At 37.2% G+C, this 21612-nt stretch carries 18 protein-coding genes; 17 read left to right on the top strand and 1 reads right to left on the bottom strand.

Translation table 11 applies throughout. From position 1 onward, the window contains the following. The first annotated feature begins 42 nt into the window (after positions 1–42). From RUH95_RS02335 to RUH95_RS02255, 17 genes are all read left to right on the top strand, one after another. A complete protein-coding gene (locus RUH95_RS02335) occupies positions 43–840 on the top strand; it encodes a YmfK family protein (protein ID WP_313891203.1) in 798 nt (265 codons plus the stop codon). Between the two features lie 16 nt (positions 841–856). Continuing rightward, on the top strand, positions 857–1720 hold the full coding sequence (locus RUH95_RS02330) for a helix-turn-helix domain-containing protein (protein WP_313891202.1): 864 nt from the start codon (positions 857–859) through the stop codon (positions 1718–1720). 45 nt (positions 1721–1765) lie between these two features. Continuing rightward, positions 1766–2344: a CDP-diacylglycerol--glycerol-3-phosphate 3-phosphatidyltransferase gene (pgsA, locus tag RUH95_RS02325; RefSeq protein WP_313891513.1), complete on the top strand. Its 579-nt coding sequence runs from the start codon at positions 1766–1768 to the stop codon at positions 2342–2344. Between the two features lie 17 nt (positions 2345–2361). Beyond that, positions 2362–3618, top strand: coding sequence for a competence/damage-inducible protein A (locus tag RUH95_RS02320; protein WP_313891201.1), 1257 nt, complete (start codon positions 2362–2364; stop codon positions 3616–3618). 177 nt (positions 3619–3795) lie between these two features. Then, positions 3796–4866 carry a recombinase RecA gene (gene recA / locus RUH95_RS02315; RefSeq protein ID WP_313891200.1) on the top strand — a complete coding sequence of 357 codons (1071 nt, stop codon included), beginning with the start codon at positions 3796–3798 and terminating at the stop codon, positions 4864–4866. A gap of 549 nt (positions 4867–5415) precedes the next feature. Beyond that, positions 5416–6978 (top strand): ribonuclease Y, encoded by a 1563-nt coding sequence (gene rny / locus RUH95_RS02310; protein ID WP_313891199.1) that lies wholly within the window; start codon positions 5416–5418, stop codon positions 6976–6978. A gap of 51 nt (positions 6979–7029) precedes the next feature. Further along, positions 7030–7827: a TIGR00282 family metallophosphoesterase gene (locus RUH95_RS02305; RefSeq protein WP_313891198.1), complete on the top strand. Its 798-nt coding sequence runs from the start codon at positions 7030–7032 to the stop codon at positions 7825–7827. Positions 7828–7911: 84 nt separating this feature from the next. Then, positions 7912–8178, top strand: a complete 267-nt coding sequence (locus RUH95_RS02300; protein WP_313891197.1) for a stage V sporulation protein S — start codon at positions 7912–7914, stop codon at positions 8176–8178. Positions 8179–8599: 421 nt separating this feature from the next. Next, positions 8600–10354 (top strand): 2-oxoacid:acceptor oxidoreductase subunit alpha, encoded by a 1755-nt coding sequence (locus tag RUH95_RS02295; protein ID WP_313891196.1) that lies wholly within the window; start codon positions 8600–8602, stop codon positions 10352–10354. Next, positions 10341–11207 (top strand): 2-oxoacid:ferredoxin oxidoreductase subunit beta, encoded by an 867-nt coding sequence (locus tag RUH95_RS02290; RefSeq protein ID WP_313891195.1) that lies wholly within the window; start codon positions 10341–10343, stop codon positions 11205–11207. The genes RUH95_RS02295 and RUH95_RS02290 overlap by 14 nt, the downstream gene beginning before the upstream one ends. Positions 11208–11874: 667 nt before the next feature. Next, positions 11875–13422: a tRNA (N6-isopentenyl adenosine(37)-C2)-methylthiotransferase MiaB gene (miaB, locus tag RUH95_RS02285; protein WP_313891194.1), complete on the top strand. Its 1548-nt coding sequence runs from the start codon at positions 11875–11877 to the stop codon at positions 13420–13422. Then, the gene (locus RUH95_RS02280; RefSeq protein WP_313891193.1) at positions 13422–13856 is read left to right on the top strand and encodes a YlbF/YmcA family competence regulator; all 435 of its coding nucleotides are present in this window, start codon (positions 13422–13424) and stop codon (positions 13854–13856) included. Before miaB ends, RUH95_RS02280 begins: the two co-directional genes overlap by 1 nt. Positions 13857–14574: 718 nt before the next feature. Beyond that, positions 14575–15582 carry a LytTR family transcriptional regulator DNA-binding domain-containing protein gene (locus RUH95_RS02275; protein ID WP_313891192.1) on the top strand — a complete coding sequence of 336 codons (1008 nt, stop codon included), beginning with the start codon at positions 14575–14577 and terminating at the stop codon, positions 15580–15582. A gap of 31 nt (positions 15583–15613) precedes the next feature. Continuing rightward, the gene (locus tag RUH95_RS02270; protein ID WP_313891191.1) at positions 15614–16321 is read left to right on the top strand and encodes an ABC transporter permease; all 708 of its coding nucleotides are present in this window, start codon (positions 15614–15616) and stop codon (positions 16319–16321) included. A 157-nt stretch (positions 16322–16478) separates the two neighbouring features. After that, a complete protein-coding gene (locus tag RUH95_RS02265) occupies positions 16479–17672 on the top strand; it encodes an MFS transporter (RefSeq protein WP_313891190.1) in 1194 nt (397 codons plus the stop codon). Positions 17673–18003: 331 nt separating this feature from the next. Continuing rightward, positions 18004–18567: a histidine phosphatase family protein gene (locus RUH95_RS02260; protein ID WP_313891189.1), complete on the top strand. Its 564-nt coding sequence runs from the start codon at positions 18004–18006 to the stop codon at positions 18565–18567. Between the two features lie 366 nt (positions 18568–18933). Then, positions 18934–19998, top strand: a complete 1065-nt coding sequence (locus RUH95_RS02255) for a nitric oxide synthase oxygenase (protein WP_313891188.1) — start codon at positions 18934–18936, stop codon at positions 19996–19998. 300 nt (positions 19999–20298) lie between these two features. On the opposite strand, the gene RUH95_RS02250 is transcribed toward RUH95_RS02255, so the two are convergent. After that, the gene (locus RUH95_RS02250; RefSeq protein WP_313891187.1) at positions 20299–21501 is read right to left on the bottom strand and encodes a CynX/NimT family MFS transporter; all 1203 of its coding nucleotides are present in this window, start codon (positions 21499–21501) and stop codon (positions 20299–20301) included. Between the last annotated feature and the right edge of the window lie 111 nt (positions 21502–21612).

Below are 21612 nucleotides of genomic sequence, written 5' to 3'. Positions count from 1 at the left end.
AATGAACAGAAACGTCATCTTATGGGAGAGGGCAGATATACTATGGCAAGTGACTGGTTTTTTGAATACGAAATTCAAGTAAATCGTCCAGGACTTCTGGGAGATATTTCTTCTTTACTCGGAATGCTAAGAGTAAATATTGTGACGATTAATGGAGTTGACGAAGGTCGACGTGGGATGCTTATTAATGCGGAAAAGAAGGAAAATATCGAACGATTTGAGCATATTGCTTCTACGATGGAAACGATTCAATTAACTAAATTTAGAGAGCCAAAGCTTAGAGACCGTTTAGCTGTGCGACATGGTAGATACATACAACGCGATGCGGATGATAAAAAAACATTTCGTTTTGTGCGTGATGAGCTAGGACTTTTAGTAGATTTTATGGCAGAAATCTTTAAAAAAGATGGACATAAATTGATTGGTATACGTGGAATGCCCCGTGTTGGTAAAACGGAGTCTGTAGTAGCTGCAAGTGTTTGTGCAAATAAAAAATGGATATTTTTATCCTCTACAATGATTAAGCAAACAATAAGAAATCAGCTCGCTGGTGATGAATTTAGCGATCGCAATATTTTCCTTTTGGACGGTATTGTAACGAGAAACTCTAATGATGAGAAGCATCTCCAGCTCGTGAGAGAAATGATGCGCATGCCTACTATAAAGGTAGTAGAGCATCCGGACATGTTCATCCAGCATTCAGAGTATTCTATTGATGATTTTGATTACATTATTGAACTTCGTCACAGTCCCGAAGAACAAATTACGTATGAAATGATGGAGAAAAACCATGGAATGTCCGACAAAGGATTTGGCGGCTTTGGTGGATTTAATTTTTAACGGGCAGGTGTTTTAGTTGACAGAATTAGGTGCTCGCTTAAAAGAAGCGAGAACGGCAAAAGGATATAGTATTGATGATTTACAAGAAATAACAAAGATTCAAAAAAGATATTTAGCAGGAATTGAAGAAGGAAATTATGCAACGATGCCAGGCGCATTTTATGTGCGCGCTTTTATAAAACAATATGCAGAAGCAGTCGGCTTAAATGGAGACGAGCTATTAGAAACATTTAAATCGGAAGTTCCTACTCCTATGAATGAAGATGTTTCGAAAAATATACCTGTTGCACCTTCTAGAAGATCATTAGGAGGACGCTCTTCCAATAAACTCACGGAAATGTTCCCAATGATTGTTGTGGCCTTATTTATCATTGCAATTATCGTTATTGTGTGGATATTATTCCAAAATTTACCTAAAAATAATGTAGATGGTGATGTTGAGCCTAATACAGAGTTAACGATGGAGAAAAATCCTCCAAAACCAGAAGAAACTCCAATAGTTTCTCCTGAAGAAGAGGAAGAGCCAGAAGAAGCTATTGTAGATGAGCCAGTAATCGAACAACAGCTAACACTTGTAGAAACAATAGGTGAGACAACTACATACTCTCTTACAAATGCAGAAGCCTATGCTTTGAAAGTTGTAGCTACGAATACAACATGGCTCAATATTAGAGATCAAGATAGTAGAATTTTATATGACAAATCATTAAAAGCTGGTGAAACATATGAATTAGATGTCAGCGGTTCAACGCAAGTTCGTGTGCGTTTAGGGCATACACCAGGTAATACAGTGTATATAAATGACCAAGTCGTTGAAATGCTTTCACCAAAAACGACTCAAAATGTAATTATACAGTTTAACAAACAGCCATCTGAATAAGATGGCTTATTCGTTTGAAATGAAAGGAGTTAGTTCGTGTTGAAAATGAATATCCCGAATCAGATTTCCATGTTTCGTATTTTTTTAATCCCTGTATTTATGTTTTTTATGCTAATAGATTTTGGTTGGGGTGAAATAAGCTTCTTAGGTGCTATAATCCCAGTAGGTCATTTAGTAGGTGCGATTATTTTCATTATTGCTTCGATTACTGATTTTATTGATGGCTATTATGCAAGAAAGTATAATTTAGTAACGAATATGGGGAAATTTTTAGATCCATTAGCTGACAAGTTACTTGTATCTGCTGCTCTTATTATTTTAGTGCAACTTGGTATGGCTCCTGCATGGGTTGTTATACTAATTATAAGTAGAGAATTTGCTGTAACTGGACTGCGTCTAATATTAGCAAATGAAGGAGAAGTAGTTGCTGCAAATCAGCTTGGGAAAATTAAAATGTGGACTCAAATTGTTGCTATTTCTGCATTACTTCTTGGAAATATTATTTTTGAACTGATTTCATTCCCGTTTGCAACTATTATGTTATATGTTTCCTTGTTCTTCACTTTGTGGTCTGGATTCGATTATTTTTATATTAACCGTAAAGTATTGCTCGATTCAAAGTAGGAAGGAAGTATGGTTAGATGAAGGCTGAAATTATTGCGGTAGGTTCCGAATTATTACTTGGTCAAATTTCGAATACAAACGCTCGTTATATTTCTTCGCAGCTTGCTGAGTTAGGAATTGACGTTTATTATCATACAGTTGTTGGAGATAACCCAGCACGTTTAGTGGAATCCATTCAAATTGCGGAAAATCGTGCGGATTTAATTATTTTCACAGGAGGTTTAGGTCCTACAAAAGATGATTTAACGAAGGAAGCGATTTCTTCCCATTTGGGCAAGCGTCTTGTTATGGACGATCATGCTCTATTTTACATCGAAGATTTTTTCAAAAGAATGAATCGTGTCATGACCGAAAACAATAAAAAACAAGCGCTCGTACTAGAAGGGTGTACAGTACTAGAAAATAAGCATGGAATGGCCCCAGGAATGCTTTTATCAACGGACAAGCATGCGTATATACTGTTGCCTGGTCCACCAAAAGAAATGGAGCCGATGTTCCAATTCGAAGCAAAGCCATTACTACAGAAATTATTACATAAAGAAACAATTATTATGTCGCAAGTTATTCGCTTTTATGGAATTGGAGAAGCGGAATTAGAAACAAAAGTACAGGATTTATTAGAAAAACAAACAAACCCAACTTTAGCTCCGCTAGCATCTGACGGGGAAGTAACATTAAGACTGACGGCGAAAAGTGCCACCGAAGACGATGCGTGGCAGAAAATTGAAGAGCTTCAAGCTGAAATCTTAGATAGAGTTGGAAAGTATGTTTATGGCTACAATAATGATTCACTAGCTTCCAAGCTAAGAGAAATACTAATTGACCATAGCTTAACAATTTCTGCTGCTGAAAGTATGACAGCGGGATTATTCCAATCGGAGTTAGCCGCAGTTCCTGGAATGGGAGAAGCATTAGTCGGTGGAATGATTACGTATACAGAACAGATCAAGGTGGAGCAGCTAGGCGTGGATAAGCAAATGATTGCTAGTAAGGGCGTAGTATCGAGTGAATGTGCAGAAGAAATGGCTACACGAATTAAAGAAAAGTTTGGAACACATATCGGTATAGGCATAACGGGAGCAGCTGGACCAGACGGACATGGTGGTCAGCCGCCAGGAACTGTTTGGATTGGAATTGCCTTAGATCACATGGCTCCAGTTTCTTATAAGCTAAGCTTATCTGGTATGCGAAATACGAATAGACTCCGAGCGGTGAAATTTACAATTCACTATTTAATCCGATTACTACGTGAACAAAAAGAGTTGAAAATTTAATTTTTGAAAGCTAAAACGGTCCAAAATCTAATTTTGAGCCGTTTTTCACGCTCAAAATTAAATTGTTGCAAAAAATAAACGAATGAACGTTCGCTTTTTTCTTGTATATTTCTCATTGACCGAGTATAGTAAGAATAGAAATAAAAAATCAGATTTTCTTTTAGGGAGGAAATACAATTGAGCAATGATCGTAAAGCAGCATTAGAGATGGCTTTGAAACAAATAGAAAAACAATTTGGTAAAGGTTCTATTATGAAACTTGGGGAAAAGACCAATTTAGAAATTTCCACTTCACCAAGTGGCTCTTTAGCACTTGATGCAGCATTAGGAATAGGTGGATACCCACGTGGTCGTATTATTGAAATATACGGACCAGAAAGCTCAGGTAAAACGACTGTAGCACTTCATGCAATCGCAGAAATTCAAAAAACGGGCGGGCAAGCAGCATTTATTGATGCAGAACATGCACTTGATCCAGTATACGCACAAAAACTTGGCGTAAATATCGACGAATTACTTTTATCTCAACCAGATACGGGAGAGCAAGCACTTGAAATTGCAGAAGCATTAGTACGCAGTGGTGCAGTTGAAATTCTCGTAATAGATTCTGTAGCTGCATTAGTACCGAAAGCGGAAATTGAAGGAGAAATGGGAGATTCACATATCGGTCTTCAAGCTCGTTTAATGTCTCAAGCATTACGTAAACTTTCTGGTGCGATAAATAAATCTAATACGATTGCTATTTTCATTAACCAAATTCGTGAAAAAGTAGGAGTTATGTTTGGTAACCCAGAAGTAACACCAGGTGGTCGTGCACTTAAATTCTACAGTTCTGTACGTTTGGAAGTAAGACGCGCAGAAGCGATCAAGCAAGGTACAGATATTATGGGTAACAAAACGAAGATTAAAGTAGTAAAAAATAAAGTAGCTCCTCCGTTTAGAACAGCGGAAGTAGATATTATGTATGGAGAAGGAATTTCACAAGAAGGTGAAATGATTGATCTAGGTTCAGAAATGGATATTGTACAAAAAAGTGGTGCTTGGTATGCATATAACGAAGAGCGCTTAGGTCAAGGTAGAGAAAATGCAAAACAATTCTTGAAAGAGAATATTGCTATTAAGAACGAAATTGCTTTGAAAATTCGTGAATCTCTTGGAATGGCGGCTGGTTCTTATACGATTGCAGCTCATGAGCCTGAAGAAGAAGATGATGCAGAATTCGAATTACTATTAGACGATAAAAAATAATCCACGGAAAGCCTCTCGAAGTTTGAGAGGCTTTTTTTATAGGAAATAGTCAGGATTTTGTTCCAAGCGGATAGCGAAATCAATTTAGCTTATAGAATGATGCAATGATGTTCATTTTAATTATTATTATTATTATTAGCTTTCTACGAAAAAAATAGCTGCTTATTCGAGCAGATTTTTTTTAATATATATCTTTAATGTATTATTTTATGAATTTTGAGAGAGTAGAATAGTTTTTAGTTGGAAAAATGGAAGGTTTAGATGGAATTTTAGAGTATTTAGTTGGAAAAAGAATTTATGGGCTTTTTTCGCCATAATCCATCAAGAATTTTATAGAAAACTAAAAATTCCAACTATTTATAGCGGGTCGTTCAAAATACTTACTCTTTTTGATAACTAATCCTTTCGATTCCTTGACAGAGTATTTCTTCATCTATACAATTAAAACTGTATAAATTTATTTATTATAATGATGAAATGGGCTATATATATGTACTTACATGTATATCCCAACTGAAACTTAAAAGTATAGCAATAGGGGGTGTTCGAATGGAACTACTAGGAATTATCATCTCCGCTTTGCTTGGTCTGGCTATTGGTGTCGTTGTTGGTTATTACTATCTGAAAAAAGTGAACGATTCAAAAGTGACTGGTGCAAAACAATCTTCCGCACTCATCTTAGAAGAAGCAAAGCGAGAAGCAGAAGCATTGAAGAAAGAAGCACTATTAGAAGCTAAAGATGAAGCTCACCAATTACGAACTGAAGCAGAATCTGACATTCGTGAACGCCGTATGGAACTGCAAAAACAGGAAAATCGGTTAGTACAAAGAGAAGAGAACCTTGATCGCAAGGATGATGCTCTAAACAAGAGAGAAGTAGGTCTTGAGCGTAAAGAAGATGCTCTAACTGAAAGACAACAGCATATTGAACAGATGGAAAGTAAAGTGGACGAGCTTGTTGCAAAACAACAAACTGAACTTGAAAGAGTTTCTACTTTAACACGTGAAGAAGGAAAAGCAATTATTCTTCAACAAGTAGAAAAAGAACTTGCTACAGATATTGCAGTTATGACGAAAGAATCAGAAACTCGTGCAAAAGAAGATTCTGATAAAAAAGCGCGTGAAATCCTTTCATTAGCACTTCAACGTTTTGCAGCAGATCATGTAGCAGAAACAACAGTTTCTGTTGTTAATTTACCAAACGATGAGATGAAAGGTCGTATCATTGGTCGAGAAGGGCGAAATATTCGAACACTCGAAACTTTAACTGGAATTGACTTAATCATCGATGATACACCAGAAGCAGTTATTCTATCAGGATTCGATCCGATTAGAAGAGAAACAGCTCGTTTAGCACTTGAAAAACTAGTGCAAGATGGTCGTATCCATCCAGCACGTATTGAAGAAATGGTTGAGAAGTCAAGAAGAGAAGTAGACGAACAAATTCGTGAAATTGGTGAACAAACAACGTTTGAAATTGGCATTCATAACTTACATCCAGATTTAATGAAGATCCTTGGTAGACTACGTTATCGTACAAGCTACGGACAAAATGTTTTAAAACATTCAAAAGAGGTTGCATTTTTAGCTGGTCTACTTGCTGCAGAGCTTGGAGAAGATGTTACACTGGCAAGACGTGCAGGATTACTTCACGATATTGGGAAAGCAATTGACCATGAAGTAGAAGGAAGTCACGTTGAAATTGGTGTAGAGCTTGCAACGAAATATAAAGAGCATCCAGTAGTTATTAATAGTATTGCTTCCCATCATGGAGATTCTGAAGCTACTTCTGTAATAGCAGTTTTAGTTGCAGCGGCTGACGCTTTATCTGCTGCTCGTCCAGGTGCAAGAAGTGAAACATTAGAAAATTATATTCGTCGTTTGGAAAAACTAGAAGAAATCTCGGAATCTTATGATGGTGTTGAGAAATCATTCGCTATTCAAGCAGGAAGAGAGATTCGTATTATGGTTCGCCCAGATCAAATCGATGACATTACAGCGCATCGCTTAGCTAGAGACATTCGCAAACGAATTGAAGAAGAATTAGATTACCCAGGTCATATTAAAGTGACTGTTATTAGAGAAACAAGAGCAGTAGAATATGCAAAATAGGAGAAAGACTTCTTTAAGAAGTCTTTTTTTCATGAAAGAAGTGGACAATAGATGAAAATATTATTTATAGGGGACATTGTAGGTTCCATTGGAAGAGATGCATTGGAAAGCTACTTACCAAGATTAAAAAGAAAATATAGCCCAGATGTAGTAATTGCAAATGGGGAAAATGCCGCTGCAGGACGCGGTATTACGAAAGCCATTTTTCAATCATTACTCCATATGGGTGTTGATGTTGTGACGATGGGAAATCACACATGGGATCAAAAAGAAATAATGGATTTTATTGATGACACAGACTATTTAATTCGTCCGGCTAATTTTTCAGATGAAGCACCAGGAAAAGGGATGACTTCCGTTACGAAAAATGGACAAACAGTATTTGTTATTAATTTGCACGGACGAACTTTTTTACCTCCACATGATGATCCATTCAAAAAAGCAACGGAATTAGTTGAGGAAGCGAAAAAAGTATCACCGATTATTTTTGTTGATTTTCATGCAGAAGCAACGAGTGAAAAAATCGCTTTAGGCTGGCATTTAGACGGTAAAGCATCGGTAGTTGTTGGAACGCATACGCATGTGCAAACGGCAGACTCACGCATTTTACCAGAAGGAACTGCTTATATTACAGATGTTGGTATGACAGGCCCATATGATGGCGTTTTAGGAATGAAAAAAGAAGATGTATTATATCGTTTTCAAACGAATATGCCTGCAAGATTCGAAGTGCCAAAAAGTGGACGTTCGGTAGTAAGTGGCTTCTTTGTAGAAGTAGATGGTTCTACAGGAAAAGCAATTCATCAGGAACGTGTTTATATAAACGATGACTACCCCTTTAAAGGATAAAAAGTCTAAATGATTTCTCTGGAGCATAAGTTAGGTTATGAACGAATGAAAGTTCATAATCTAGCGATAAAAGGAGAAATGATAGTGGATTCTTTAAAAGTATCGTCTCGTTCAAACCCCAATTCAGTTGCTGGTGCATTGGTTGCAGTAATTAGAGAACAAGGGTATGCAGAGATGCAAGCAGTAGGAGCAGGGGCACTAAATCAGGCAGTTAAAGCAATTGCCATTGCAAGAGGATTTGTCGCACCTAGTGGAACAGATTTAACTTGTTCACCTGCTTTCACAGATATTGTCATTTCGGGTGAAGATCGAACTGCTTTAAAGCTGTTAGTTGAGAAAAGAGCAAAATAACCGTTCAGTCGCTACTTTTATAGTAGCGGCTTAACTTTTTATGTACTGAAAAGAAAGTGAAAGCTTTCTTACTTAGTATTTGTCTAGCTTCAGCGCCTAGCCCCTCGGGGTCAAATGTGAAAAGTGCTCCTGCGGTTACTCGTCGCAGAAAGACTTTGCTACTGCGGTTACTCTTCGCAATAAACATAGCTGTGGTGGCTGAAAAGCTGCCTCCTCGCTTTTCCCCATTTTGCTCCTGCGATTACTCGTCGCAGAAGATCGTGCCTGTCGGGGCAGACATAGGCGCTTCCGCTTTTCATATTTATTCCGTCAAAGGTCTGATTTTCGATAAAATTACGATGAATACATAGTGAATATGAGCACTTCGTGATAAACTTATGAAGGAAAAATGTATTTAACCAGATAGTTAGGAGATGTTAGTATGTTGCAACAACTTTCATGGAAAGTAGGCGGGCAGCAAGGGGAAGGTATTGAAAGTACTGGGGAAATTTTCTCAATGGCAATGAATCGCCTTGGATATTACCTATATGGATACCGTCACTTCTCTTCTCGTATTAAAGGTGGCCACACAAACAATAAAATCTGTGTACGACCAACACAAGTTCGTACAATACCAGATGATTTAGATATACTTGTAGCATTTGATCAAGAAACAATAGAAGTTAACTACAAAGAACTAACAGAAAAAAGCGTTATTTTAGCAGATGCTAAATTCTCACCAGTAGCACCAGAGGACTGTATTGCACCAATGTATATTGTTCCATTTACAGAAATTGCTTCAGAACTTGGTACTTCATTGATGAAAAACATGGTTGCAATTGGAGCTACTGCGGCATTATTAAATTTGGACAAGGCGGTATTCCAAGGGGTAGTGGATGAAATTTTCGGTAAAAAAGGCGAAGAAGTTGTCGCAAAAAATATGGAAGCGATTCAACAAGGCTTCGATACAATGGCGGAACAATTAGGTGATCGTCAAGGCGAGTGGGAACTTGTCGCAGCTGATGGCAAGCGTCGTATGTTCATGATTGGAAATGATGCAATCGCATTAGGAGCTTTAACGGCAGGGGTTCGTTTCATGGCTGCTTATCCAATTACGCCAGCTTCTGAAATTATGGAATACATGATTAAAAAACTACCGCTATTTGGTGGAGCGGTTATTCAAACCGAAGATGAAATTGCTGCTGCAACAATGGCAATTGGATCAAACTACGGTGGTGTTCGTGCCTTTACAGCTTCAGCTGGACCAGGACTTTCACTTATGATGGAAGCAATCGGATTATCTGGAATGACCGAGCAACCATTAGTAATCGTCGATACACAACGTGGTGGCCCATCAACTGGACTTCCAACGAAACAAGAGCAATCGGATTTAATGCAAATGATCTACGGTACGCACGGTGAAATTCCAAAAGTCGTTATTGCACCAAGTACTGGGGAAGAAGCATTTTTCGATACGATTCAAGCATTTAATATTGCAGAAGAATTACAACTTCCTGTCATTATTTTAACAGACTTACAGTTGTCTTTAGGGAAACAAACGGTTGAACCTTTTGACTATTCGAAAGTTGAAATTCGTCGCGGTAAATTAGTGCAAAACGAAGACATTCCTGAAGCGGCAGATAAATCGTATTTCAAACGTTTTGAAGTAACAGAAGATGGTGTATCTCCTCGAGTATTACCCGGAACGGAGCATGCTATCCACCACGTAACAGGTGTCGAGCATGACGAAACTGGTAAGCCATCAGAAGCAGCTTCCAATCGTATTGCTCAGATGGACAAGCGTATGAGTAAATTGAAGCATGTTCGATTTAACGAGCCTGTATATGTAAACGCACCATACGAAGAAGCAGATGTTTTATTCGTCGGCTTTAACTCAACTAGAGGTGTTTTAGAAGAACTGCAACAAACGTTTATTTCCCAAGGAATAAAAACAAATCACGCACATATTCGCTTGATTCACCCATTCCCGGCGGAAGAAATGAAAGCTCTAGTTGCGAATGCTAAAAAAGTAGTAGTAGTGGAAAACAATGCTACGGGTCAATTAGCAAATATATTAAAAATGAATGTTGGCGGTCACGATAAAGTAGTAAACGCTATTAAATACGACGGCACACCATTCTTACCATTACAGCTAGAAAAACAAGTAAAGGAGTTGCTAACAGATGGCAACATTTAAAGATTTTCGTAATAATGTAAAGCCAAACTGGTGTCCGGGATGTGGTGACTTTTCTGTGCAGGCAGCAATTCAACGTGCGGCAGCAAATGTTGGCATTGAGCCTCATGACTTAGCAGTTATTTCAGGTATTGGTTGTTCTGGTCGTATTTCAGGCTATATTCATTCATATGGCTTCCATGGTATTCATGGTAGATCTTTACCAATTGCTCAAGGTTTGAAAATGGCAAATAAAGACTTGCATGTTATCGCTTCTGGTGGAGATGGTGACGGTTTTGCAATTGGTCTTGGACATACGATCCACTCGATCCGTCGTAATATCGATATAACATATGTCGTAATGGATAACCAAATTTATGGTTTAACAAAAGGGCAAACTTCTCCACGTTCAGCAGAAGGTTTTAAAACGAAGTCGACACCAGGTGGGGCAATTGAGCCTTCACTTAAACCACTTGAATTGGCACTTACTTCTGGCGCAACGTTTGTAGCACAAGGTTTTTCATCAGATATTAAAGAGTTAACTGCTATTATTGAAGCAGGGATTAATCATAAAGGTTTTTCATTCATTAATGTATTTAGCCCTTGTGTAACGTATAATAAAGTGAATTCGTATGATTGGTTTAAAGAAAGATTAACGAAGCTTTCGGATAATGAAGAATACGACCATACAAATCGTGAAGAAGCGATGAAAGTTGTGATGGAGACGGAAGGGCTAGTAACAGGTATCATTTATCAAAATGAGCAAGCTCCTTCTTACCAAGCACAAGTTCCTGGTTATTCAGAAGCTCCACTTGTTGATCAAGAGTTGAAAATGAGTGAAGACCAGTTCAACGCATTATTACAAGATTTCATGTAAACACAAGCTGCCAATGCAAATTGGCGGCTTTTCTTTAGGAGAAAAGAGTGGATTCCGTTCCATGCAGACACGTTCGGCAGGCGTTGCTTCGGCCTTCTGTGCTCCTGCGGTTAATAGTCGTAAACTAAGTTTCGCTTCGCTGCGGGGTCTTCGACTAACGCTTTTCCCGACCGAGTTGCTGCTTTGTACTTCTTCCAATTTGTAATGAAGAACTTGCGAGAACCGTATATAATATTGCGCGTGGCGAAAGTACGTTAAAATTTGGTTGTTTTTTGAAATTTATTTTCAATATTTTATGAGTCGCAAGCAACGGTCTTTAATGTGGCAAGTAACTGTAGGAGAAGTATTTTCGTTGGGGAGGCGACTTCTGCGGGAATAGCAGATGTTTTTCTGCACCGAGAGCGAAGCGGCAGGTGCATGAGCTGAAAGCCTCACAGGAGCATTCTTTTTTGCGACGAGGAGATTGAAGCCATGACCGCGAAAAACGTCCATCGCAGCGGAAATCAACGACTTTTTCAAGAATTCATTAAAATAAACAAGCTTTCCATACATATTTATGACCAATTCAGCACTTTTAAGCTTTAAACCTTGTGACAATGTAGTTTTGTTCAGTATAATAATAGGATGGATATTCGTTTTTTGCGAATGTATGAAAGGAGCGTTTTTTATGAATGAAGAATCGCGTTTACTTAGTACTCAAATAAAACAAACAACTTCTCCAGAAAAACAATCGGAGAAAGATTATAGCAAATATTTTCAAAGCGTCTATACTACTCCATCTTTAAAAGAAGCAAAAAAACGTGGCAAAGAAGAAGTAGAATATCATAATGATTTCTCCATACCAGAACAATTTAAAGGCATGGGACAAAATCGCAAATTTTATATACGTACATACGGCTGTCAGATGAACGAGCATGACACGGAAGTAATAGCGGGTATACTCATGGAACTTGGATACGAGCCAACGAATACAGTAGACGATGCAAATATTGTCCTACTAAATACTTGTGCTATTCGTGAAAATGCGGAAAATAAAGTTTTTGGAGAGCTAGGTCATTTAAAACACTTAAAACAAAATAATCCGGATGTTTTAATCGGTGTTTGTGGCTGTATGTCTCAAGAAGAATCTGTAGTAAACAAAATTTTAAAAACATACGATCAAGTCGATATGATATTTGGAACGCATAATATCCACCGTCTGCCGAACATACTAAACGAAGCATATCTTTCAAAAGAAATGGTTATAGAAGTGTGGTCTAAAGAAGGAGATGTTATTGAAAACCTTCCGAGAGTACGTAAAGGTTCGATCAAAGCATGGGTGAACATTATGTATGGCTGCGATAAGTTCTGTACATATTGCATTGTTCCGTATACACGCGGAAAAGAACGTAGCCGTCGTCCAGATGATATCATTCAAGAAATTCGCCATCTAGCAGCACAAGGTTATAAAGAAATAACGTTGCTAGGTCAAAATGTAAACTCGTATGGTAAAGATTTTGAAGACTTGAACTACCGCTTTGGTGATTTAATGGATGATCTCCGTAAAATCGATGTTGCGCGTATTCGCTTCATGACAAGTCACCCAAGAGATTTCGATGATCATTTAATCGAAGTACTTGCTAAAGGTGGAAACCTAGTTGACCATATTCACTTGCCAGTTCAATCGGGTTCTACAGATATTTTGAAAATCATGGCACGTAAATATTCCCGTGAGCATTATTTAGAGCTTGTTAGTAAAATAAAAGCTGCGATTCCAAACGTATCTTTAACAACAGATATTATTGTAGGATTCCCGAATGAAACAGATGAGCAATTTGAAGAAACAATGTCTTTATATAAAGAAGTAGGCTTTGAAATTGCGTATACGTATATTTATTCGCCTCGTGAAGGTACACCAGCTGCTAAAATGGTCGATAATGTACCGATGGAAGTGAAAAAAGAACGTTTGCAACGCTTAAATAAATTAGTAAACGATATGTCTGCTGAAGCGATGAAAAGGCTGGAAGGGCAAATTGTTGAAGTGTTAGTAGAAGGAGAAAGTAAAAATAACCCGGATGTACTAGCAGGATATACATCAAAAAGTAAGTTAGTAAACTTTGTTGGACCAAAAGAAATTATTGGTCAACTCGTACAAGTGAAAATAATAAATGCGAAAACATGGTCACTTACAGGTGAACTAGTGGAAGCACCAAAAGAGCAAAAGGTGGGAATATAATGACTACAAAATATACAAGAGATGACATTATTGAAAAAGCAAAAGAAATCGCAACGATGATTGCTAATACAGAAGAAGTAGATTTCTTTAAACGTGCAGAAGCACAAATTAATGAAAATCAAAAAGTTCGAGAAAAAATTGCTAGTCTAAAAAGTTTACAAAAACAAGCAGTTAACTTCCAACACTTAGGGAAAGAAAAAGCGTTGAAGATGATTGAAGGAAAAATTGAAGCAATCGAAGCTGAAATTGACGATCTTCCAATTGTTCAAGAATTTAAACAGTCTCAAGGGGACGTAAACAGTCTTCTACAATTAGTTGCAAATTCGATTTCAAACAACGTAACAAACCAAATTATCGAAGCAACTGAAGGCGATATTTTAAGAGGAGAAACAGGATCAAAAGTAAAAAATACAACTTATGATAGCTGTTCTTAAGCATTAAATTAGAAGAACATGCATAAAATCTGAAAGGATTTTGTGTATGTTCTTTTTTTACTAAATTAGAAAGGTGGAGTGGATCCCGTTGCAAGCGGACGCGTTCCGTGGGGTGCGGCTTCAATCTCCTCGTCGCAAAAAGACGCTCCTGCGGGGCTTTAAGCTCGCACTATTCCCACTGGAGTCGTCGCTTTCCACTACATCCATCCTATTTATGGGAATGGATTCATGTTCTTTCTACTTAAGCCCTTTCATGTAAGTGGAAGAAAAAAAGTTCATCCGCACTTCTAGTTAGTAATAAATCGATAATTTCCATACAAAGTAAATTGATCATCTACTTCTCCACTTTTCGTCCCAATGTAGAAGTGTCACTATAAAAATCCTTCAAGTAGTCGCCAAAATTGCATCTTTGGCGACCTTCAAAGAGTATAGAATGTCACTTGCTTCTTCTATTGCCAAAAGTATCTCATAACTTGGCACTAAAGTTTCTAGCGAGTGGAAGGCGAACATTTGCCATACGATGACCGAAGAACAAGCATGTTGGAAAGGGCGTAGCCACTTCCAACATGCTTCTAAAAATTTTACCGTTCATCGTATGGCCCAATGAGAAGCCTAGAGCGAGCTGGAAACTACGCTGTTAAGATTAAAGCGACTCTTTTGGAAAAATCAGATTACTGTTATAATAATAAAGTTGAGAATAATAGAAATGAGGATTAACATGTCACTGAAATTTATTCATGCTGAAAAACATATGAATGATTCGATTGTGTTTCCAGCTTTCAATTTATCTGTAGAGCCAAATGAAGTCGTAGCTGTCTGTACGAGTGTTAATGTGAGGGAGCAGCTTATTGACTTATTTTTAGGAAAAAGCAATTTATCGAATGGTGAACTTCTGATTTCTTCCAATAAGAAACAATTAGGGATTTTCTTTCTCCATGAAGGTGCATATGAGCGTCTAACTTTGCGCGAATCATTCAAGTTTTATCATCAGTTATATCAATCGAGCGAATCAATAGAAGATATTTTACAGCTTGTCCAATTAGAGTCGAAGAAAAATGTGAAAACGAAAGTACTTACATACTCAGAAAAAAAGCGTGCACAGTTAGCTTGTTTACTTATACAAAATCCAGACATATACATAATGGAAGAACCGGATCAAAACTTAGATGTTGAATCAAAACGTATTTTTCTATCTGTTCTTCACAAGCTTCGAATGGATGGAAAAACGGTATTTATATTAACGAGTCAATTAGAAAGTGGAATCACTTTTGCCGATAAAACATATCGTTTAGATGACCAGGGTCTTCATTTCATTCAAACGGAACTTGAAGAACAAAAAGTTGTAGAAACGGAAGTTGAAAAAGAAGAAAAAGTAATTCAGCCAATTCGTTTTGAAAAAATTCCGACAAAGGTAAATGAAAAAATTGTCCTATTTGATCCACCAGAAATTGATTATATTGAAAGTACGGAAGGGCAATCCTTTTTACATATTAAAGGGGAATCATTTCCATGTGCTTTCACGTTAAATGAACTAGAGGAACGATTATTACCTTTCGGATTCTTTCGATGCCATCGATCCTATATTGTGAATTTACAAAAAGTACGTGAGGTTATCACATGGACGAGAAATAGTTATAGTCTCGTCTTAAAGGATACTGAAAAATCGTCTATTCCGTTATCCAAAACGAAAATGGCGGATTTAAAGGGGATGTTAGGTCTTAAATAAGCCCTATTCACCCTTAGGAGGAGAATTTAGTATGACTTTTTCATGGAAGCGCGTAAACGCTATTTTTCAAAAGGATTTCAAAGATTTTTCGAGAAATATGGCTGTATCCATCGTCATTTTCTTACCGCTTATTATGGCAGCTGTATATAGCCGTATGGGTGTAGATTCGATTCAAGGTCATTTTATGACGATTAATATGACTTTTGCAATGGTTGGAACGTATGTGCAATGTTGTTTAATTGCAGAGGAAAAAGAGAAAAATACATTGCGTGGACTTACGTTATCGCCAGCGAGCACGTTAGAGATTTTTGGTGGAAAGAGTTTATTATCATTTGTCTTAACTATCATCATTATATTTTTCAGTGCATTTTTATCCGAATATAGACCTGCAAATATCACAATCGTGGCAGTTGCTATTATTTTATCTAGTTTATTTTATATTGGAATTGGGACGTTATTAGGGCTAGTTGCAAAATCCGTGATGGAGTCATCTGTCATCGTACTTCCTGTCATTGGTATTTTTTCGATAGGTTCATTTGTAACAGAATGGTCGGAGAAGTATCCAATGCTTAAAGTGGTGGAATATATGCCAAACGTCCAACTAATTGATTTGGCTGAAAAAGTAGAAGCGGGTGCAGGCTTTGCAGAAGTCTTCTCAAACATAGGAATTATTAGTGTTTGGGTAGTTGTCGTTTGTTTGTTAACGGTATATGTATTTAAAAAACGTATGACGGACTAATATAGAGCACAAAAATTTAAAACAAAGTAAAGAAGAAACTTTTTATCTCCCAAGTTTCTTCTGTTTGTTTAGTAGATAAGGAGTTTTTGAATGAACTGCCCAATCTGAGCCCTCTTAATCACCGAACGTAAAAGTGATTAAAAAACGGGGGATAATAATGAAACAAAATAAAAATTTTCTTTTTTTAATGCTTGGTCAATCCGTAGCCAATTTGGGCGATGTTTTGTATATAGTAAGTATCATTAGTCTTTTATATCAACTGACACATTCAGCAACAGTAGCGGCATTCATACCATTTACGATAACTTCTGGAATGGTTGTTTCTAGTATTTTGGCACCTTTACTTATTGGCAAATGGCGTTTAAAAACGTTATTATTAATGTCGCAAATTGGTAAGACGATTTTATTAATAGGATTGGGAGTTTTTATATTCTTATTTTTACAACAAGCAAACTATTATTTCATCTTTCTAATCATTGCTGGAATTGCATTTCTCGATGGGTTTGCTAATCCGATTTTGCGTACATTTCTTCCGTATTATGTAGAAGAAAATGAGTTAGTGAAGGCAAATAGTATTGTAGAAACAATTTCCCAGACGATTCAAATAGGCGCTTGGCTTTTTGGTGGGCTTTTATTGTTAGTTGTAAGCTCCTCCGAACTGATTTGGCTAGTTGCTTGTCTATTTGTATTGTCGAGTGTGTTTTTAGGCCTTATCGAGCATGTGGATCATCTAGCAATAAAAGAGGATAATAGATGGACGCAATTAATGCAAGGATGGAACAGTATTAGATCGACTCCAGTATTGAAAAAAATGATTCAAATAGAATTTTTAGAAACAGTTGCTGGAACGGTTTGGATAGCTGCGATTATTTATGTATACGTGGAGCAGGCTTTGCATGTTGGGGAACAATGGTGGGGACTCATAAATGGTGCATTTTTTATCGGTTTATTAGTTGGTAGTTTGTTTTGTGTGAAATTTTCTCATCTTGTTGATCAATATATGTACCGATTTATATTTTTGGGAGCTTTGGTATGTTGTGTACTGACCATCTTATTTGGTGCAACAAGCCAACCTATTTTAGCGCTTTTTTTGTCAGCTGGAATTGGTTTGTTTGGGCAACTAAAAAATATTCCGCAGCAAACGATCATTCAAAAAAGTGTTCCTACTGAAAAACTAGTAACTGTGTACACGTCAATGGGTATGGTATCAATGGCTGCATTCGGGATTTTCTCTTTAATAATGGGCATTTGGGTCGATTTGATTGGCGTAAGAGCAGTATTTATGTTTTCTGGTTTAATACTAGCTATTGTACCGCTTATTTTGTTTAAAAATAAAAGCATATTAGTTTAAGAATAAGCTTTAAAAGAGTGCCTCATATAGGTGCTCTTTTTTGATAGAATGTATTCGGTTACTCGTATCAGTATGACATTACAAGCAGACGTTTCTTTGTAGTCTTATAAAAATGGTTGATCATTTAAAACAAAGTTCGATTATAGAAATTGAGGTTTATTATTGGTTTTTACTATATATTATAATTTCTTACAGGCGTTGTTGGAACTTTATTTATAGTTGATTCGTTGATGTTATTAATACCGAGAAGCTCTGAAATAATATCAGATTTAATTAAGAGTATCTAAGCCTTGAAAACTAAGATTTAATGAAAATTGATCGGAGGGATATTATGAGAACTTTTATTTATATGGTGAGACACGGAGACTCACCAAAAAAAGGAAATGAAAGAACAAGAGGCTTAACAGAAAAAGGAAAATTAGACGCTCAAAGAATAACGGACGTTTTAAAGGATGAAGGGATTAACACTGTCATCTCAAGTCCATACATTCGATCAATTTTAACTGTAGAGCCGTTAGCTAAACAAATAGGACAGGAAGTTTTAGTATTTGAAGACTTAAAAGAAAGAATTTTTTCGGCTGAAAACGAGCGAATATCTGATAAGGATTTATCTTCTGTATTGGAAAAATCGTATTCGAATCCAAACTTCGCTTTAGATGGAGGAGAAACGAATACTGATTGTCAAAAAAGAGCTGTAAGAGTTTTAGAAGAAATATTAAATACTTATATAGGAAGAAAAGTAGTAATTGGCACTCACGGATTAGTAATGACTTTGATGATGGAAAACTATGATTTAAACTATGATTTGACCTTTTTACATAGCACATCTAAACCTGATATTTATAGAATGGAGTTTAATAGACATGAATTAGTTATGGTGAATAGACTATGGTAAATATCATAGTATAAATGTATAATAACTTCCTTTTTATCTTCAGGTTGTTAATTCTTGAAACGATTGGTGCCTTAGTTGATTAAGGTGTAAGGCTTTTTTCTGCTGTTGCACTAAAAAGGTAGCATTTTCTGGAATAACTTAAGACTTTTAAAATTGTGAATAGATGTACTTAAGTTATAGGGGTTTTGTTTGAAGAACACAAAAATGATCAGACTTTATTCTAATACTACACCCTCAGCTTCCTCGCTTCGCAACGAAAATCAACGTTTTTTTGAATCTTGTCATAATATCCTCACAACTGACTACTTCGTGGCACTTGCTTGCCTTCAAGCAAATCTTCTATGATGGTAGTAGACAGCGAAGGGGATGAAAGTGATGTTAAAAGAAGCGGAGAGTTTTATTCGCATTTTTTATGGAGAAACGAATCAATCAGAACAAGAGATGCATATTCGCTTGAGTGAAATAGAACAACAAATTGTTACAACTGGTAGTTATGAGCAAACAATAGAAGAACTAGCCTACGGTGCTAAACTGGCGTGGCGCAATAGTAATAAATGTATTGGACGACTATTTTGGCAAAGCCTTCATGTGATTGATAAACGACATATACAAGCAGATGTAGCAATTTTCGAAGCATTGCTTGAGCATATCCAGTTTGCGACGAACGAAGGAAGAATTCGACCTACGATAACTGTATTTTCACCTCAAAATGTTCGAATTTGGAACCATCAATTGATCCGCTATGCAGGTTATGAAACAAATGTGGGGACAATAGGTGATCCAGATTCAATTGCTTTTACGAAAGTTTGTCAAAACCTTGGTTGGCAAGGACAAGGAGGGAACTTTGATGTATTGCCACTTGTTATACAAACGAGTAATAATCCACCGAAGTTATTCGATATTCCGAAAGAATATATACTAGAAGTTCCAATTCGTCACCCAGAATTTGAGTGGTTTGAAGACTTACAATTGAAATGGTATGCAGTTCCCATGATTTCAAGCATGAAGCTTGAGGTCGGAGGAATTTCGTATGTAGCTGCTCCTTTTAATGGATGGTATATGGGAACAGAGATTGGTGCACGGAATTTTGCAGATGATGATCGCTATAATATGCTTCCTATTATCGCAGAGTATATGGGACTGAATACAAAATCGAGTGCTTCTCTTTGGAAGGACCGAGCGTTAGTAGAATTAAATGTTGCAGTTTTACTTTCTTATAAAGAAGATGGTGTTAGTATTGTAGACCACCACACCGCAGCTCAACAATTTAAGCGATTCGAAACAAATGAAGCGGAAGCCGGAAGAGACGTTACTGGGAATTGGGCTTGGCTTGTACCACCTGTCTCTCCCGCAACAACTCATATTTATCACAAACCGTACAATAATGAAAAGAAAACACCAAACTATCTTTATCAACCTTTACCATATTAATAAAAAGAGGAATCAGCATAATTTACTAGCTGATTCCTCTTTATTAGCTGGAAAGAAAGTATAAGCTTTCTTACTTAGTAATTGTCTAGCTCCAGCGCCTAGCCCCTCGGGGTCAAATGTGAAAAGGTGCTCCTGCGGTTACTCGTCGCATTAAGATTTTGCTCCTGTGCAAGCTCGCCGCAATAAACATAACTCCGGTGGCTGTGGAGCTGCCTCCTCGCTTTTCCCCATTTTGCTCCTGCGGTTACTCGTCTCAGAAGAACGTGCCTTACGGGGCAGACATAGGCGCTTACGCACTCCTTAGTTTTCAGGAGACAAATATCGGTTTTTTCCAGCATGCATGCCAGCAAAAAATAATACGATTGTAGATAGAAGGAATAAAATCATTGGCGTAAACCAGCTAGCAGTCGCATCATGTAAGTAACCAAAAAGAACGGGGCCAACTGCTGCTAAAAGATATCCAAATGATTGGGCAGTTCCTGATAGTTCAGCAGCTTCCATTGGAGTACTCGTGCGAAGTGAAAATAACATCATCACTAAACCAAATGAGGCACCGCCTGCTAATCCGAGCATAATCATCCACACAATCGTAAGAGATATATTGCCTGCTAAAATTCCGATGAAACCAATTAGGTACAAAACCGTAAATGATATTACGAGTATTCGTTGATCTTTCAAGCGTCCTGCAATTATTGGAACGATGAAGGTCATTGGTAGCTGAGCAAATTGCATAAGTGATAGCATCCAACCAGATTTCTCAGCACTCATTCCTTGAGATTGTAACAGCTCAGGTAGCCATGCAGCCGTTGTGTAAAAAATGAGTGACTGTATTCCCATGAATAACGTAATACTCCATGTTAAAGGAGAACGAAGTATCGATGTAGATTTTTTAGTGCTCGATATAGGCTGATTTTCGTTTTGTTGTTTTCGTTTACTAATTTGAGGCAACCAAACGATAATGGCTATGATTGCTAATATTGCCCAGCAACCAAGTGCACCTTGCCAACCAAATGTCGTTCCTTCCGCAATTGGGTAACTGATTCCTGCCCCGATTCCAGCAGATAAGTTCATGGATACCGTAAAAATACCTGTTAATAAACCTATTTGAAGGGGGAATTTTAATTTTATTAGGCTTGGGAGTAGCACATTTCCAAACGAAATCGCAATTCCGATTAATGCAGTTCCAACGAGTAACAAAGAAGTCGTACCTAAAGAACGAGTAATAATTCCCGTCGCCAACAAAATAGTGGAGAAAAATAATGTCCATTCTATACCAAAACGGCGAGCAATTTTCGCTGCAAATGGTGAAACAATTGCGAATGCAATGAGTGGAATCGTTGTGATAAAACCTGCAAGAACATTCGATATGCCTAGTCCATCTCGAATGTAGGAAATAATTGGGCCTACAGATGTAAGGGGCGAACGAAGGGTTGTAGCAATACAAATAATACCTATTATTAACAATATGTTACGATTTTTACTTATTGATTGATCAGTTAACAAAAAAATTCGCTCCTAACGATTAACTATGTAATAGACAAAGTCCTATGTTAGCCTACCACTATTTAATAGAAAAGTTCAATAGAAAGAATTCGGAGGGTTTAATAATGAAAA

Source organism: Psychrobacillus sp. (genome assembly GCF_032154225.1).
GTDB lineage: Bacteria > Bacillota > Bacilli > Bacillales_A > Planococcaceae > Psychrobacillus.
Note: the sequence above shows the minus strand (reverse complement) of the source record. Positions and strands in the feature narration are given on the sequence as shown.

Coding starts and splice junctions, on each gene's coding strand:
- RUH95_RS02335 (WP_313891203.1), top strand. CDS start 43: ATGGCAAGTGACTGGTTTTTTGAATACGAAATTCAAGTAAATCGTCCA.
- pgsA (WP_313891513.1), top strand. CDS start 1,766: ATGAATATCCCGAATCAGATTTCCATGTTTCGTATTTTTTTAATCCCT.
- RUH95_RS02320 (WP_313891201.1), top strand. CDS start 2,362: ATGAAGGCTGAAATTATTGCGGTAGGTTCCGAATTATTACTTGGTCAA.
- rny (WP_313891199.1), top strand. CDS start 5,416: ATGGAACTACTAGGAATTATCATCTCCGCTTTGCTTGGTCTGGCTATT.
- RUH95_RS02305 (WP_313891198.1), top strand. CDS start 7,030: ATGAAAATATTATTTATAGGGGACATTGTAGGTTCCATTGGAAGAGAT.
- RUH95_RS02295 (WP_313891196.1), top strand. CDS start 8,600: ATGTTGCAACAACTTTCATGGAAAGTAGGCGGGCAGCAAGGGGAAGGT.
- RUH95_RS02290 (WP_313891195.1), top strand. CDS start 10,341: ATGGCAACATTTAAAGATTTTCGTAATAATGTAAAGCCAAACTGGTGT.
- miaB (WP_313891194.1), top strand. CDS start 11,875: ATGAATGAAGAATCGCGTTTACTTAGTACTCAAATAAAACAAACAACT.
- RUH95_RS02280 (WP_313891193.1), top strand. CDS start 13,422: ATGACTACAAAATATACAAGAGATGACATTATTGAAAAAGCAAAAGAA.
- RUH95_RS02275 (WP_313891192.1), top strand. CDS start 14,575: ATGTCACTGAAATTTATTCATGCTGAAAAACATATGAATGATTCGATT.
- RUH95_RS02270 (WP_313891191.1), top strand. CDS start 15,614: ATGACTTTTTCATGGAAGCGCGTAAACGCTATTTTTCAAAAGGATTTC.
- RUH95_RS02265 (WP_313891190.1), top strand. CDS start 16,479: ATGAAACAAAATAAAAATTTTCTTTTTTTAATGCTTGGTCAATCCGTA.
- RUH95_RS02260 (WP_313891189.1), top strand. CDS start 18,004: ATGAGAACTTTTATTTATATGGTGAGACACGGAGACTCACCAAAAAAA.
- RUH95_RS02255 (WP_313891188.1), top strand. CDS start 18,934: ATGAAAGTGATGTTAAAAGAAGCGGAGAGTTTTATTCGCATTTTTTAT.